The following is a 15,065-nucleotide window of genomic DNA, read 5'->3' as shown; positions in this document are numbered from 1 at the left end:
GCCCCCGCAACGTCAAATCGTTAGATGATCTCAAACCGGTATCAGATGATTTCTTGCGACAGACTGTCCACGTCCGCCAGCATTCCGGCAAGTTCGGTCGTGTTGCGGGCGCCCATCTTCTCGAGCACTCGGCTTCGATGCACTTCGACGGTGCGTATCGAAATACCGAGTTCATGGGCGATTTGCTTGTTAAGATTGCCTTGCAGCATCAGATGCATCACCTGGGTTTCCCGCTTGGAGAGTGTCTGGAGACGGCGCTGCAGATCCTGCCGATGCCCGATGAGTGCATGACGGGTCTCATGCGCGGCGACGGCTTTCAGGACGAGGTCGACCAGAAGATTGTCGTTGAAGGGCTTTTCGACGAAGTCGAAGGCCCCCGCCTTGAGCGTCTGCACAGCCACTGGCACGTCCGCGTGGCCCGTGAGGAAGATGACTGGCGCGGTCCATCCCTTGGCGCGCAGACGGTCGAAAACTTCCGGGCCCGACAACCCCTCCATGCGGACGTCGAGAATGACGCAGCCGCAATCCTCGATCGGCAGGGCCTCCAGAAAGGCTTCGCCGGAGGGCCAGGCCTGTGCGGAGAGTCCGCGCGAGGCGAGGAGGAAGGCGAGAGAGTCCCGGATGCTTTCCTCGTCGTCGATAATATGGATGGTGCTCGTCATCCCGCGCCTACGGCTTTCGGCATTTCATCGGTGAGCGGCAGGGTGACCGTGAAGATGGTCCCTCCGCTTGCCCCCGGTCGATGCGCAAGATGGCCGCGATGCAATTCCACGATCGATCGGCAGATATTCAGTCCCATTCCCATTCCCTGTTCCTTGGTGGACGTGAAGGCATCGAAAAGCCGTCCCGCCACCGCGGGCGCGATACCGGCGCCCTGATCCTCTATTTCGATCGATACATCGTCATCGCCTTTGAGAAGGCGCACTGTGAGCCGGTTGCCCGTGCGCCGCCCGTCGGCCATGGCTTCAATGCCGTTGCGGATCAGGTTGACCAGAACCTGTTCCAGCAGAATGCGATCAGCCATGACGGCTCCGACATCCGTGACTTCACTGACGATCTTGACGCGATTCTCGCGGGCATCTGCCAGCAGGAAACCGATCGTCTCCGTCACGATTTCGCTGAGACCCAGCCTGCTAAACCGCGGTTCGCGCTTTTTTACGAAATCCTGGATGCGCCGGATGATCTGTCCGGCGCGGCTGGCCTGGACCGAGAGCCTTTCCACCGCCAGTCCCAGAACACGCGCATCGGCCTTGCCCTGTTCCAGGAGATTGGCGACACCCGCGGCATAGCTCGCGATGGCCGATAGTGGCTGGTTCAGCTCATGGGCGAGCGTCGAGGCCATCTCTCCCAGCGTCACGAGACGGCCCGTGCGCGCCATGTTCTCGTCCTGTGCGCGTGCCTGCCTGGCGGCCTGCTTGGTTTCGGTGATGTCGATGACCGATCCCATCCAGCCGCGATGCCGTCCCGTAGCATCGATGAGGGGGGCCTCGTAGACCTGGATATCGATCTCGCTCCCATCAACACGGCGAAAGCGGGTCTCGAAGGATTGGGAGGCGGCGCCGCCCTCGGCGAGCGCGCGTTGCCGGGCAAGGGTCTCCTCCAGCCGGTCGGGCGACCAGTATGGCATCGGCGGCGAGCGCCCGACGAGCTCGGCGACGGGCCAGCCGACGAGATTGCAGAAAGCCGCGTTCACGTAAAGCACGCGCCCGTCATGATCCTTTGCCCTCAGCCCCACCGTGAGGCTTTCTTCCATGGAGCGGCGAAAGGCCATTTCGCCTTCGAGGCGCTGTTCGGCGCGCCGCCGGCGCTGCGTGCTCCGATAGAGGGTGAGTAGGGCGAAGATGGCGAATAGCGCCAGTGCCGCTATGACGGCGACGAGGAGCGTGTTCACGAAAGCCGCCGGCGGGTCGTAGGAGGTGATCCGCAGAACCGTACCGGGCAGCGGCGGATCAAAGCTGATCGTATGGGTTGGGTTTTGCGGATCGGGCATGCGTTTGGCACGCCTGGCGATGACACTGCCACCGGCATCGGCGAGCTCCACGCCGTACTGCTCGGCGATCCACCATGGTATGTGCCGTTGGAGCATCAGGGGAACCGAAATAGTCGCGGTGACGATGCCCTTCCCGCCTTGCAGCCAGACGCCCATGGCGAAGCGCTGCGCTTTAACCTCGCCGAAGACGGGTCGGGCCGAGACCACATGCGATTGCACCATGCGTTCGACAAGCTGCTGGTCCGGCGCGCTGTCCAGCCCAGGCACCGCCCTCATCACGTTGCCCGTCGCGTCATGCCATGCGATCGACAGCACTTCCGGATTGTTGGCGATATGAAGCCGCGCTCGTGCGTCGAGCACGTCGGCGGCGGTGCCTCCGGAGGCTTCCAGCGCCAGCCGCGCCAGCATGTCCTCGTCCACGGAAAGCTGGAAGCGCAGCGTCTGCTCTACCCACAGCGCATCGGTGGCGAGCTTGGTGCGCGCCTGTTCGGCCTCGCTGCGGCTGACGATCCAGACGAGGGCCGTCACGAGCACGACCAGCGCAACGATGGCCGCAAGCGGCACGAGCGACAGAAGATCGGTCCGTCTGCCTTGTTCCTCGATATCCGTCGACCAGGGATCCTCCCCCAGCCCGGTTCGTTCACTGTCCGTCAGTGTGTCCACCTCCTCCTTGATCGCCAGGCCGCTTTTTTCGAGTTTCTCCAGTCCGGCCTGTCGATTGTGGAAACCCACAATAGCGGCTAGGCTGGAAGACTGGCAAGGGAGGGGCATCGCGCCGGGAGGCGTAGGATAGAGGAGGAAACAGAATATGCTGACGCGTCGTTCTTTCGCCCGTTTGGCCGGGGCTGCCGCCCTTGCCCTTTCCGTGGCAATGCCCGCCTGGGCCGAGCCGGTCACGATCAAGTTCAGCCATGTCGTCGCACCGGATACGCCGAAAGGCAAGGGCGCGGAAAAATTCAAGGAGCTCGCGGAGAAATACACCGAAGGCGCGGTGAAGGTCGAGGTCTACCCCAACAGCCAGCTCTACAAGGACAAGGAAGAGCTGGAGGCGCTCCAGTTGGGCGCAGTACAGATGCTTGCTCCCTCGCTTGCCAAATTCGGGCCGCTTGGGGTTCAGCAGTTCGAGGTTTTCGACCTGCCGTTCCTGATGAATGGCTATGACGATCTGCGCAAGATCACCGACGGAGAGATCGGCAAGTCGCTGCTTGCCAGGCTTGAGGACAAGGGTATCATCGGGCTTGCCTATTGGGATAACGGCTTCAAGGTCATGTCGGCCAATTCGCCGCTGCACACGCCTGACGATTTTCTTGGCCTGAAGATGCGCATCCAGTCATCGAAGATCCTCGAGGCCCAGATGCAGGCGCTCGGCGCCGTTCCGCAGGTAATGGCGTTCTCGGAAGTCTATCAGGCGCTTCAGACCGGCGTTGTCGACGGTACGGAAAACCCGCCGTCGAATATGTACACTCAGAAAATGCATGAGGTACAGAAGCACGCGACACTCTCCAATCACGGCTATCTCGGCTATGCGGTGATCGTCAACAAGGCCTTCTGGGAAGGGCTTGATCCGGCGGTTCGCGAGAAGCTTTCACAGGCGATGGCCGAGGCGACGGTTTATGCGAACTCCATTGCCAAGGAAGAAAACGAGGCTGCACTCGCCGCCATGAAGGCGAGCGGCAAGACCGAATTCCACGATCTGACGGATGAAGAGCGTGCCGAATGGGTCGCCGCTTTGCAGCCGGTCTATGAACAGATGTCCGGACGCGTCGGTGCCGACCTGATCGAACAGGTCCGCACCGTTCTTGGCACCACCAACTGATCGCCATTCAGGGGGATGTGACCCACGTCCCCCATTCTTATCGAGGCCCGCCATGGCTATGCGCATCCTCGATCGCTTCGAAGAAATTCTGATTTCCGTGCTCATGGCTATCGCCGTGGCGCTGATCTTCGTCGCGGTCCTGCACCGTTTTTCGATCGGATTTGCTGCCGATCTCGTGGGTTTCGCCCGCCGCAACGACATGCCCGCTCTTCTCGACCTTGCCCGTTCCACTTTCAAGGCGGTGAACGCGATCAAGCTCACCTGGGCGCAGGAAGCCTGTATCTACCTGTTTGTCTGGATGGCCAAATTCGGCGCGGCCTATGGCGTGCGGCTCGGCATCCACGTCGGCGTCGACATTCTCGTGGAACGGCTGACCGGCATGACGCGCCGGATCGTCACCATCTTCGCCATGTCCGGTGGTGTGATCTTCACGGCCATCATTGCGTGGATCGGCAGCGATTTCGTCTACCACGTGGCAAGGGGCGGGCAGACCTCGCCTGACCTCGAGATCAAGATGTGGATCGTCTATCTCGCCGTTCCGCTCGGCTCCGCGCTGATGTGTTTCCGCTTCATTCAGGCGCTCTGGCTCTTCATCACGACGGGCTTCGTCGCGCATCACGACCATGGCGCCGTTGAAGGACTCGATGACGAGGCGGAGGATCTTTCCAAGGGGGCGCACGCATGACCGCGCTTTTGATCTTTGCGATCCTCGCGATCCTGCTCGTCACCGGCATGCCGGTCTCGATCGCGCTGGGGCTGACGGTCTTCAGCTTCCTTTTTGTCTTCACCAACATTCCCATGGACTCGATTGCGCTCAAACTGTTCACGGGCATCGAGAAGTTCGAGATCATGGCGATCCCTTTCTTCATCCTCGCTGGCAATTTCCTCACCCATGGCGGGGTTGCCAAGCGGATGATCCGGTTCGCGACCTCCATGGTGGGACATTGGTATGGTGGTATGGGGCTCGCCTCGGTGCTGGCCTGCGCCCTCTTCGCCGCGATTTCCGGTTCATCGCCGGCAACCGTCATGGCCGTCGGCTCGATCTTGATCCCCGCCATGGTTCGGCAGGGTTATCCGGTGCAGTTCGGCGTCGGCGCGGTCGCCACGTCGGGGGGGCTTGGCATCCTGATTCCGCCCTCCATCGTCATGGTCATGTATGCCGTCGCCACGTCGGGCATGGTGGTCACCGGTCCGAACGGCGAACAGGTGATGTCAGCCTCGATCGGCACGTTGTTCATGGCGGGTGTCGTCCCAGGGCTGATGCTTGCGACGATGCTCGGAGCCACCACCACTTACCGTGCCTGGAAGAATGATTACCCGCGCATGCCGCGAGCGCCGTGGCGCGAGCGCATCAAGGCCTTCCGCCAGAGTGTCTGGGGGCTGATGCTGATCGTCATCATCATGGGCGGGATCTACGGGGGCATCTTTACGCCGACCGAGGCCGCTGCGGTTTCCGCGGTCTACGCCTTCTTCATAGCCATCTGGGTTTATAAGGACATCACGCTGCGCGAGGTGCCGAAGGTGTTGCTTGCCTCGGCGGCCATGTCGGCGATGCTGCTCTACATCATCACCAACGCCGTGATGTTCGCCTTTATCCTGACCTCGGAGCAGATCCCGCAGATGCTATCGGCCTGGATCGTGGATTTCGGCTTCGGCAAGATCGGCTTCCTGCTGATGGTAAACGTGATCCTGCTGCTGATCGGCATGGTGATGGAGCCCTCGGCGGTCGTGCTGATCATGGCGCCTATCCTGTATCCCGTGGCCGTCAAGCTCGGTGTCGATCCGGTCCATTTTGGTATCATGCTGGTGGTCAACATGGAGATCGGCCTCTGCACACCGCCGGTCGGGCTCAATCTTTATGTCGCTTCCGCGTTATCCAAGCTGGGGCTGACCGAGGTGACGAGAGCGAGCTGGCCGTGGCTGCTGACGGCGCTCGCCTTCCTCGCGGTGCTGACTTATATTCCGGCGATCTCGCTCGGCCTGCCGCGGCTCCTCGGAATGAACTGAACCGGAGGGCGCGGGACAAATGCGGCTCCGCGCCCTTTCCGACACTGGGACGTAATGTATTTGAACTTGGACTGCGTTTGCGGCACCTCTCTCAGGCTCTGCCGCGGCCTGCTGCCGAAGAGCGGAGATTGTCCAGGAGGACGGCGATCAAGAGGATGAAGCCGCGCACGACATACTGATAGAAGGCCTGGATGTTGAGCAGGTTCATGACATTTTCGGCAATGCCCATGATCAGCACGCCGACGATCACGCCCGTCATCGCGGCGCGGCCGCCGGCGAGCGAAACGCCGCCAAGCACGCAGGCCGAGATGACCGAGAGTTCCAGGCCGGTTGCGGCATTCGGTTGACCGGATGTAATACGCGAAGCAAGCAGGATGCCGGCGACGGCGCAGACCATCCCCTGCAGCGTGAAGATCCAGATGCGCATCCGGTCGACGTTGACACCGGCAAGCCGCGAGGCTTCCGGATTGCCACCGATCGCCAGCGTATTCTTGCCAAACACGGTGCGGTTCAAGATGAAGCCAAAGACGATGAACAGCAGGATCATGATCCAGATCGGCGTCGGAATGGTGAAGATGCGCGATAGCGCCAGCTGATAGAAGCTGGGATCGTTGATGCCGACGGCGCGGCCGTCGGACGCGATCAAGGCGAAGCCACGGACGATCTGCATGGTCGCGAGCGTCGTGATCAGCGCATTGATCCGAAGTTTGGCAATGACTACGCCGTTGACGAGGCCGACGGCTCCGCCGCAGAGCAGGGCAGCCAGCAGGCCGAACGGGATCGAGCCTGACGCATTGGAGACCATGACGGCGATCATGCCGGAAAAGGCGACCGTGGAACCGACGGAGAGATCGAAATCGCGAGACGCGAGACAGAACATCATCGTGCAGGAGACAATGCCGATCGTCACCACCGATTGCAGCAGGCCCAGCATGTTGCGCTCGGTCAGGAAGTTCGGAACGAAGATCGAGACGACCACGAAGGCACCGGCGAAGATGACCAGGAGACCCTGTTCGCCGAGAAGTATCTTTTTCAATGAATTCATCGATATCGGATCCTGAAACTAGATTGTTCCGGCGGCGTTCCTGTCGGGCAGGGCCGCGGCCAGAATTCTGCGTTCGTCGAAATCGGTCCGTGCAACTTCCGCGGCGATGCGACCCTGGCACATGACCATGATGCGGTCCGAAATCCCCATGACTTCCGGAAGCTCGCTCAAGATGACGATGATTGCCAGGCCGTCGGCTGCAAGCCCGTAGAGGATTTCATAGATCTCCGACTTGGCGCCGACATCGATGCCGCGTGTCGGCTCGTCGATGACAAGCACCTTGATGCCTTGTTCGGAAAGCCAGCGGCCGAGAATGACCTTCTGCTGGTTGCCCCCCGAAAGATTGATGACGTCCTGCCTGCGTGAAGGTGTGCGGACCCGAAGCCTGGCGATGAATTGTTCGGCGACCGAGGCCTCTTTCTTCGGATTAAGAATGCCGAAGGGCGAAAAGTGACGCCGCGAAGAGATCGCGATGTTTTCCTCGATCGAGCGACCCTGAATGATACCGTCGAATTTCCGGTCCTCGGGGCAGAGAACCATGCCGGCAGTGATCGCGGCTTTTGGATTGTTCGCGGATACCGCGACACCGTCGATGCTGACCGAGCCCTGATGACGGTGATCCGCTCCGTAGAGCAGCCGCGCCATCTCGCTTCGTCCGGCGCCAATCAGGCCGAAGAATCCCAGGATTTCGCCCCTTCGAACAGAAAAGCTGACCGGGTTGCGCAGCTTTGGGCCGGAAAGGTTTTTCACCTCGAGCCGCATGTCGCCAAGCGGGCGTTCCCGCCAGCCCCAGATGTTGCTGATTTCGCGGCCGACCATTTCCGCAATGATCTGTTCGCGCGTCGTTCCCGCGATTTTCGGATGGTGGGCGGCGAGCTTTCCGTCGCGCAGCACGGTCAGGCTGTCGCAGAGCCGAAAAATCTCGTCGAGGCGGTGTGAAACATAGAGGATGACTGTTCCCTTGGCCTTCAGTCTCTCGATCAGGGAAAACAGGATCTCGCTTTCGCGCGAGGAGAGCGATGAGGTCGGCTCGTCGAGCGCGATCACCCGCGCTTCCAACATGACCGCCTTGGCGATTTCCACCATCTGGCGGGTGCCGAGAGAAAGGGAGGAAACCTTGGCGGTCGGATCGATGTCGATCCCGATTTCTTCGAGTTTGGTCCGGACCGTCTCGACCAGCGTGCGGCCGTCGATCACGCCTGCCTTGCCTGGAAATCTTCCAAGCCAGAGATTTTCGGCGACGCTTAGTTCAGGAACAAGCTGGAGTTCCTGGTGGATGACGATGACACCGGCATGGAAGGCATCGCGGACAGACCGGTAGTTCTGTTCCCCGTCATCGATCAGAATGCTGCCGGTGTCGGCCGATTGATCCCCGGACAAGATGCGGATGAGGGTGGATTTGCCTGCGCCGTTTTCGCCCATCAATCCGTGAACGGCCCCCTTCTCCACCGAGAAGGAGATGCCAGACAGCGCCTGGACACCCGGATAGCCTTTGGAAATATTCCGGAATTCGAGGAAAGCCATCATTGCCCTGCCAGTATGATCAGCCAACCGGCGGCGCCAGGCGCCGCCGGAATAAGGTCATCGATCGGCCGGCTATTCGATGCCGAGATCCTTGCGGACTGTCTCATAGTCGCCACGCAGCGCGAGCGAGCCGGCCGTAAGCGTCAGCTTCGGCGGCTCCTTGCCGTCGGCGATCCACTCATACATGTTGAGCGCGGTCTCGTAGCCATGGCGCTTCGGCGAGATGATGACGGTGCCGAAGAAGCCGGTGGCGGAGGGCTTCTTAAACTCGTTGATCGCCGATTCCGCGCCGCCGATACCAACGCCGATCACGTTCTCGGCCGGAATGCCGACGGATTCGGATGCGCGTACCGCGCCGAGTACGGCTTCGTCATTCAACCCGAAGGCGACCCAGTATTTCACGTTGGCGTGTTTATTGAGAACCGTCGTTGCGGCATTCAGAGCGGCTTCGGTATCCGTTTTGGCCTGCGGTGCGTCATGGATATTCTCGGCGGGGAAGCCGGCGGCCTTCAGAACCGAGATCGCACCTTCGACCCGGTCCACTGCAGTGGGAAGCTGGTCATAGGAGACGCGGATCGCGCCGACTTCCTTCATGTCCCAGTCGCGCTTCTTGATCTCGTCGATGATGGCCTGACCAACCGTCTCACCGATCTTGGTCGCCGAGATGCCCATATGGGGCACATCTTCCAGCGGATTGCCATCTGCACCGACAAGGCGATCGTCGACCGTCATCAGCTTGAGATCGTTCGCCGCCGCCTTGGCAACAATACCCGGGCCGAGCTTGACGTCCGGTACGCAGATGATGAAGCCCTGCGCGCCTTGCGCACCCAGATTGTCGATTGCGGACTGAACCTTCTCGCCGTCCTGGGCGCCGATTTTGACCAGCGTGAAGCCTTTTTCCTTTGCGGCCTGGTCGGCGAACTTCCATTCATCCTGGAACCAGGGCTCTTCCGGCTGCTTTACGACGAAACCGATCTTGACGTCCGCCGCCCATGCCGCGCTTGCCGTGAGGGCAATAGCGCCGGCCATGAAAAATGCCTTCAATGAACGCATGAATTTCCTCCCTCTTATCCGCGTGCCTCTCCGCGGGTCGCGCCTCACTATCCAGTAAATATCATACCAGTCAACATATATGTATGATTTTTTCTACGTCTTTTCGTTACCTGTTTGTGCGTCCCGTCGCGTTCCGTGCGCGACGCAAGGCATCGGTCATTTCACTCCGCGCCACACCGATCAGATGTTCCATGGCGTGGCGGGCCGCTTCCGGCCGTCGCATCCGAATGGCTTCCAGTACGTCTTGATGGGCAAGGATTGCCTGTTCGTGTGATTGGCTCGCGCGGTTGGTCAGTCGGAAGCTCGCAAGCAATGCAGCCCGAATAGCGCTGGCGAACTGCCGATAGACCCAATTGCCGCTGGCGTCGATGATAGCCGTGTGAAATTCAAGGTCGGCGCGGCTCCAGGCTTCATTGTCGCGGGAGTTTGCTTCCACCATGTCTTCGAAGGCCTTGGAGATCTGGTACAGCTGCCTTGCATTGGCGTTGGCGGCTGCTTGCGCGGCCGCGGCAGGCTCCAGCAGTTGGCGCGCATCGATGAGCGATGAGTAAAAAGTGTCATCGCCGCCAACGGACAGCATGACATCGAGGACAATGGGATCGAGATAATTCCAGTTCTCGCGGGGCAGCACGATCGTCCCGGCTCTCGTGCGCGAGCGAACCATGCCCAGCGCGGAGAGATACTGCATCGCCTCCCGCAGGCTTGTGCGGCTGACGCCGAATTTGTCCGTCAACTCAGCCTCGCTCGGAAGGGTGGAGCTTTCGGGGAAGGTGCCGGAGACGATCATTTCGACGAGTTGCTGAAGAAGAGCCTCTCTTACGCCCCGCTTGCCTCGCTGGGCAATTGGAGCGCCGTGTTCCGTCAATATCTGAGTCATGGGTCCGCTCTTCACCTGAATTCCCCTCGGTTTCTTCGTGCGCCCGGACCTCCTTGATCGGAATAGCCGCTCTCAGACCAAGATCAATCTCCGGGTCACGCTGCGGTAATATGAATGATCCGTCATTTGCGTTCAAATTGATTTATAAATCCTATTTATATTGACATTTATCATACAGTGCCTAACCTTGGGTTAGCCGTACAGTGGAGAGCGCGGCCGGCGATCGAACCGGTAACCGAGGGAGGACTAAATGAAGCTTGTTAGACAGGCAGCGCTTTTGGCGGCCATTGCATTGGCCTGCCCAGCAGCTGCCGCGGCACAGGAAGATCTCAAGATTGGCGCCATCTATATGGACGCGCAAGGCTTTTATGCCGGCGTGCGAAAGGGAATTCAGACCGGCGCTACCGAGGCCGGCCGCAAGCTCGACATCATCGAGACCAACGCCCAGGGCGACGTCAGCAAGGAATCGTCCTTTATCGATTCCCTTATTTCGGCGGGCGTCCAGGCAATCATCGTCTCGCCGGTATCGGCCGACGGTTCCTATCGCGCGATCCGCCGCGCCCATGAGGCCGGCATTCCGGTCATCTGCTACAACACCTGCCTCAACGAAGAGGACATGAAGGAATACATTTCGGCTTATGCCGTCGGCGATCCCTTCGAGTTCGGCCACAAGCTCGGCGATGCCGCGGCGGACTATTTCATCGCGGAGAAGAACGAGGCTCCGAAGATCGCGGTCCTGAACTGTGAGTTCGTCGAGGTCTGCGTCACCCGGCGGAAGGGGTTCGAAGAGGCTTTGAAGGCTAAGGTGCCGGGCGCTCAGATCGTTGCAAACCAGGAAGGTGCGATCCTCGATAAGGCGGTGTCCGTTGCCAGCACCATGCTGTCCTCCAATCCAGACATAGATGCTTTCTTCGGCGAAGCGGGTGGCGCAACGCTTGGAGCCGCGCGCGCTGTCAAGAGCCAGGGCAAGACGGGTGAGGTCGTCGTATTCGGTGGCGACATGACGACCGAGATCGCGCAGGAGCTTGCCGACTTCTCGATCATCAAGGCGGTTGTCGATATCTCCGGGCAGGGGCTCGGGAAACTCGCCCTCGCGCAAGCGATCAAGTCGATTGACGGCCAGCCGCCGGAAGGCATCAAGGTTGCCTATGACATCGACCTTTATAAGTCGGCGGACGATGGCAAGGCCTGGCTAGAGGCCCATGCCGACGGAATTCCGTGATCGCTTAACCTGGCCGCCGGCTCTGCCCCCAGGCGCAACTCTGTGATGTCGCCGGAATCCGGCGACATCGGTTGTAACGGAAACACGGATGACAACTGCTTCCCGAATGAGCCAGACGATTGCGCCGGTCGTGGCGTCGATCAAAGGATGTACGCGCCGATATCCCGGCGTGCTTGCCCTCGACAATGCCACGTTCGATGTGGCGCCGGGCGAGGTGAGGGCGCTGCTCGGCAAGAACGGCGCCGGCAAGTCGACGCTGATCCGCATGCTGACCGGTGCCGAAATTCCAGACAGCGGCACCGTCCTGATCGATGGCGTCGAGCTGACCCAAACTGGCTCCGGTCGCGCGCAGGAATCTTTCGAAAGGGGCGTCCGTGTCGTCTATCAGGAACTCAGCCTTGTTCCCGGCATGACGCTTGCCGAAAATCTCTTCCTTGGGCGCTGGCCGCGCAAGGGGGGTGTCATTCAATATGCGATGATGGAGACCGAAGCCACCGAGGCCATGGCGCGCCTCGGGCTTGATCTGCCGCCAGACCGGCTGGTTGCGGGTTTGAGCCCCGCCGAACAGCAACTTCTTGAAATCGCCCGGGCGATGCTCGGAAAGCCGAGGCTCGTCATTCTCGACGAACCGACAAGCTCGCTCGCGGCGGCCGAAGCGGACAAGGTGATGGCTGCCGTGAAAAGAGTAGCGGCGCAAGGCATCGCGGTGATCTATGTCAGTCACCGGATGAACGAGATCCGCCAGATCGCCCACTCGGCGACCATCATGCGGGATGGCCGGATCATCGATACGGTCGACGTCAAAGGGGCTGATACGCGCGAAATCGTTCGCCTGATGCTCGGTTCGGAGGCGTCCCAAGCTGCTGTACTGGAAGACAGGAGCTGTCCCGAAATCGTGCTCGAGGTCAGGGAGCTTGCACTGGCGCCAAAGCTTTCCTCGATTTCCTTCTCACTACGCAAGGGCGAGGTTCTGGGCATCGCCGGACTGCTTGGCTCGGGCCGGACCGAACTGCTGCAGTCGATCATCGGCGTTCGGCGTTTCGACAAGGGCGATGTTCTGGCCGACGGACAGTCGGTCAAGTTCGCCGGCTACAAGGAGATGGTGCGTCGCGGCTTCGGTTATACGCCTGAGAGCCGCAAGGAAGAGGGCATCGTGCCACTGCTCGGTGTCGACGAGAACACGCTTGCCACCAACTTCCCGGGCGTCAGCCGCAACGGCATCCTCTCGGCAAGGCGTATGGCACAGGCAACGCGTGGGATCATCGACCGGCTTCATATCAAGACAGCGCGAACCGATACGCCGATAGGTACGCTTTCTGGCGGCAACCAGCAGAAGGTCGTCATCGGCCGCTGGGTCTATGCCGGCAGCCGCATCCTGTTGCTCGACGAGCCGACCCGCGGCGTCGACGTCGAAGCGAAGGCACAGATCTACGCGATCATTCGCCAGCTCGCTTCCGAGGGGCGCAGCATCATCTTTGTCTCGAGCGAGATCGAGGAACTGCCGCTCGTCTGCGACCGCGTGCTCGTTCTGAGGGATGGCGCGATGCAGGAAGAATTCAAATCACCCAATATCGATCAGGACACCTTGATGGCGGCCTGCATTACCGGACATTGAGGGAGACGGAATATGTCGCTCGATCATGCTGCCAAGCCGGCGGTTTCCGAGGAGGCTCAAAAGTCGGGCTTCGCCTTTTCGCAGCACATGAATGAGCTGAGCCTGTTCTTTGCTATCGTCGTGCTCTACGTGATCTTCGCGTCGTCCGCGCCCGGCTTCGTGTCGTTCAACAATCAGGTCAACATTCTGCGCGACGCAGCGACGATCGGCATTGCCGCCTGGGCGGTTACGCTCATCATTATCGCAGGCGAGATCGACGTCAGCGTCGGACCGATGGTCGCCTTCATCTCCGTAGAGCTTGCCTTCCTTCTGCAATGGGGCGTGCCCACACCCGCCGCGTTCATTCTGGCCATCGCGCTCGGCGCATTGCTCGGTTCCGTCTCCGGCGTGTTGCGCGCCTATTTCGACGTGCCGTCCTTCGTCGCGACACTCGGCATGTGGAGCGCGCTTCGCGGCACCGCATTGTTCGTGACCGATGCGCTTCCTGTCTCGATCGGCCGCAACGACATGCTGGACGCGCTCGACAGGTCCGTCTTCGGCATCCCGCCAGCCGCCATCATCATGCTGGTGTTGTTTGCGATCTTCGCCTTCGTCAGCCGCAAGACGGCGTTCGGACGCTCGGTCTTCGCCATAGGCGGCAATGCTCACGCCGCTTTCCTGAGCGGCATCAACGTATCGCGCATCCGGGTCGCGCTTTTTGCGATCGGCGGCGCCATGGCGGCGATATCGGGCATCCTTCTGGTCTCGCGTCTTGGCTCGGGCAATGCGACGGCCGCCAACGGGCTGGAATTCGATGTGATCGCCGCGGTCGTGGTCGGCGGCACGTCCCTCTCCGGGGGGCGGGGCTCCATGCTCGGCACCCTTCTCGGTGTTCTCGTCATCACCCTGATCGGCAATGGCCTTGTCCTGCTCGGCATCAATCCATTCTTCCAGCAGGTCGTCCGTGGCCTGATCATCGTCATCGCCGTGCTCGCCAATATCCAGGCGATCAAGCGAAGCCTGTCGCGCAACAAGGGGTGATGTTGGAATGTCGGTCATGGAGTTGAAATCCGGCTCCCTTTCGCTGCGGGTATCCGCCGCGGGGGGATTGATCCTCGGCTTCTGGAAAGAAGGCTTGGAAGGTCGGGTGCCGTTATTGCGGCCAGCTCCTGATGATGCGGATGCGTTGTCGTCGTCCTGCTATCCGCTCGTTCCATTCGGGAACCGCGTCAAGAACAACCAGTTCGAATTCGAGGGGCGGTACTATACCCTTAGCCCTAACACGGCTTGGGATCCGCACTATCTGCATGGCGACGGCTGGCAGTCGCAATGGTCTGTCGATGAGCGCCGGGATGATCGGATTGTGATCAGTTTCGTGCATTCCGGCGGACATACGCCTTACGTCTATCGTGCAGCCCAGACCTTTTCGCTAACGGGCGACGAATTGCTCCTGACGCTTTCGGTCGAAAATATGGGCGAGACGTCGCTTCCCTTCGGCCTCGGCTGGCATCCCTATTTCCCGATGACATCGCGGACGACACTATTTGCGCCGGCGCGAAAATTCTGGACCGAGGTCGAGGGATGGTTGCCGGGTGAAGCGACAGACATTCCGAATGATCTCGACTTCAGCAGGCCTTCGCCGCTGCCACATCGCTGGGTCAATAACGGCTTTGAGGATTGGTCCGGTGAGGCAATAATCGCCTGGCCCGAACGAGGCATGCAGCTTCGTTTGACCGCTGATCCACTGTTCCGGCATGCCTTCGTTTTTGTCTCGGACACGATCTTCGATCCGCAGTTCAAGCGCGATTATTTCTGCTTCGAGCCGATGTCGCATCTGGCAAACGGCCAAAACCTGCCGGATCTCGGCGGACTTCGAATTCTTCAGCCCGGTCAGCAATTGTCGGGCAGTATCCGGCTTCGGCCGCAGGGCCTATGAG

General features: G+C 60.5%; 13 protein-coding genes. 7 read left to right on the top strand and 6 right to left on the bottom strand.

The window, feature by feature from the left end:
• Window positions 1-41 precede the first annotated feature (41 nt).
• Complete coding sequence (locus tag ATN84_RS07455) at window positions 42-662, bottom strand: response regulator transcription factor (RefSeq protein ID WP_068880994.1); 621 nt, start codon at window positions 660-662, stop codon at window positions 42-44.
• Window positions 659-2,653: a two-component system sensor histidine kinase NtrB gene (locus ATN84_RS07450; protein ID WP_068881066.1), complete on the bottom strand. Its 1,995-nt coding sequence runs from the start codon at window positions 2,651-2,653 to the stop codon at window positions 659-661. Before ATN84_RS07450 ends, ATN84_RS07455 begins: the two co-directional genes overlap by 4 nt.
• A gap of 145 nt (window positions 2,654-2,798) precedes the next feature.
• Here ATN84_RS07450 and ATN84_RS07445 point away from each other — a divergent pair, with 145 nt between their 5' ends.
• The 3 genes from ATN84_RS07445 to ATN84_RS07435 are packed head-to-tail and all read left to right on the top strand — an operon-like array spanning window position 2,799 to window position 5,813.
• Window positions 2,799-3,806 (top strand): TRAP transporter substrate-binding protein, encoded by a 1,008-nt coding sequence (locus tag ATN84_RS07445; RefSeq protein ID WP_068880993.1) that lies wholly within the window; start codon window positions 2,799-2,801, stop codon window positions 3,804-3,806.
• A gap of 52 nt (window positions 3,807-3,858) precedes the next feature.
• Window positions 3,859-4,491, top strand: coding sequence for a TRAP transporter small permease (locus tag ATN84_RS07440; protein WP_068880992.1), 633 nt, complete (start codon window positions 3,859-3,861; stop codon window positions 4,489-4,491).
• A complete protein-coding gene (locus tag ATN84_RS07435) occupies window positions 4,488-5,813 on the top strand; it encodes a TRAP transporter large permease (RefSeq protein ID WP_068880991.1) in 1,326 nt (441 codons plus the stop codon). The genes ATN84_RS07440 and ATN84_RS07435 overlap by 4 nt, the downstream gene beginning before the upstream one ends.
• Window positions 5,814-5,904: 91 nt before the next feature.
• Here the strand turns inward: ATN84_RS07435 and araH are convergent, their stop codons facing one another.
• The 4 genes from araH to ATN84_RS07415 all read right to left on the bottom strand — a co-directional run bounded on the left by araH (window position 5,905) and on the right by ATN84_RS07415 (window position 10,312).
• A complete protein-coding gene (araH, locus tag ATN84_RS07430; RefSeq protein ID WP_068880990.1) occupies window positions 5,905-6,858 on the bottom strand; it encodes an L-arabinose ABC transporter permease AraH in 954 nt (317 codons plus the stop codon).
• An 18-nt stretch (window positions 6,859-6,876) separates the two neighbouring features.
• Window positions 6,877-8,382 (bottom strand): L-arabinose ABC transporter ATP-binding protein AraG, encoded by a 1,506-nt coding sequence (gene araG / locus ATN84_RS07425; RefSeq protein WP_068881065.1) that lies wholly within the window; start codon window positions 8,380-8,382, stop codon window positions 6,877-6,879.
• A gap of 72 nt (window positions 8,383-8,454) precedes the next feature.
• Window positions 8,455-9,435 (bottom strand): arabinose ABC transporter substrate-binding protein, encoded by a 981-nt coding sequence (locus tag ATN84_RS07420; RefSeq protein ID WP_068880989.1) that lies wholly within the window; start codon window positions 9,433-9,435, stop codon window positions 8,455-8,457.
• A 106-nt stretch (window positions 9,436-9,541) separates the two neighbouring features.
• Window positions 9,542-10,312, bottom strand: coding sequence for a FadR/GntR family transcriptional regulator (locus tag ATN84_RS07415; protein ID WP_068880988.1), 771 nt, complete (start codon window positions 10,310-10,312; stop codon window positions 9,542-9,544).
• A 250-nt stretch (window positions 10,313-10,562) separates the two neighbouring features.
• Between ATN84_RS07415 and ATN84_RS07410 the strand changes: the two genes are divergently transcribed.
• The 4 genes from ATN84_RS07410 (at window position 10,563) to ATN84_RS07395 (ending at window position 15,064) form a co-directional block, all read left to right on the top strand.
• The gene (locus ATN84_RS07410) at window positions 10,563-11,534 is read left to right on the top strand and encodes a substrate-binding domain-containing protein (RefSeq protein ID WP_068880987.1); all 972 of its coding nucleotides are present in this window, start codon (window positions 10,563-10,565) and stop codon (window positions 11,532-11,534) included.
• A gap of 88 nt (window positions 11,535-11,622) precedes the next feature.
• A complete protein-coding gene (locus ATN84_RS07405; protein WP_068880986.1) occupies window positions 11,623-13,149 on the top strand; it encodes a sugar ABC transporter ATP-binding protein in 1,527 nt (508 codons plus the stop codon).
• 12 nt (window positions 13,150-13,161) lie between these two features.
• Window positions 13,162-14,169: an ABC transporter permease gene (locus ATN84_RS07400; protein WP_068880985.1), complete on the top strand. Its 1,008-nt coding sequence runs from the start codon at window positions 13,162-13,164 to the stop codon at window positions 14,167-14,169.
• A 16-nt stretch (window positions 14,170-14,185) separates the two neighbouring features.
• On the top strand, window positions 14,186-15,064 hold the full coding sequence (locus ATN84_RS07395; protein WP_483140689.1) for an aldose 1-epimerase: 879 nt from the start codon (window positions 14,186-14,188) through the stop codon (window positions 15,062-15,064).
• The last annotated feature ends 1 nt before the right edge of the window (window position 15,065 follow it).

Source organism: Paramesorhizobium deserti (assembly GCF_001558695.1).
Taxonomy (GTDB): domain Bacteria; phylum Pseudomonadota; class Alphaproteobacteria; order Rhizobiales; family Rhizobiaceae; genus Paramesorhizobium; species Paramesorhizobium deserti.
This window is presented reverse-complemented; position numbering and strand designations above follow the sequence as displayed.

Excerpts from the sequence above, each read along its gene's own strand:
- ATN84_RS07455 (WP_068880994.1), bottom strand. The coding sequence starts at position 662 with ATGACGAGCACCATCCATATTATCGACGACGAGGAAAGCATCCGGGAC.
- ATN84_RS07445 (WP_068880993.1), top strand. The coding sequence starts at position 2,799 with ATGCTGACGCGTCGTTCTTTCGCCCGTTTGGCCGGGGCTGCCGCCCTT.
- ATN84_RS07440 (WP_068880992.1), top strand. The coding sequence starts at position 3,859 with ATGGCTATGCGCATCCTCGATCGCTTCGAAGAAATTCTGATTTCCGTG.
- ATN84_RS07435 (WP_068880991.1), top strand. The coding sequence starts at position 4,488 with ATGACCGCGCTTTTGATCTTTGCGATCCTCGCGATCCTGCTCGTCACC.
- araH (WP_068880990.1), bottom strand. The coding sequence starts at position 6,858 with ATGAATTCATTGAAAAAGATACTTCTCGGCGAACAGGGTCTCCTGGTC.
- araG (WP_068881065.1), bottom strand. The coding sequence starts at position 8,382 with ATGGCTTTCCTCGAATTCCGGAATATTTCCAAAGGCTATCCGGGTGTC.
- ATN84_RS07420 (WP_068880989.1), bottom strand. The coding sequence starts at position 9,435 with ATGCGTTCATTGAAGGCATTTTTCATGGCCGGCGCTATTGCCCTCACG.
- ATN84_RS07415 (WP_068880988.1), bottom strand. The coding sequence starts at position 10,312 with ATGACTCAGATATTGACGGAACACGGCGCTCCAATTGCCCAGCGAGGC.
- ATN84_RS07410 (WP_068880987.1), top strand. The coding sequence starts at position 10,563 with ATGAAGCTTGTTAGACAGGCAGCGCTTTTGGCGGCCATTGCATTGGCC.
- ATN84_RS07405 (WP_068880986.1), top strand. The coding sequence starts at position 11,623 with ATGACAACTGCTTCCCGAATGAGCCAGACGATTGCGCCGGTCGTGGCG.
- ATN84_RS07400 (WP_068880985.1), top strand. The coding sequence starts at position 13,162 with ATGTCGCTCGATCATGCTGCCAAGCCGGCGGTTTCCGAGGAGGCTCAA.
- ATN84_RS07395 (WP_483140689.1), top strand. The coding sequence starts at position 14,186 with ATGGAGTTGAAATCCGGCTCCCTTTCGCTGCGGGTATCCGCCGCGGGG.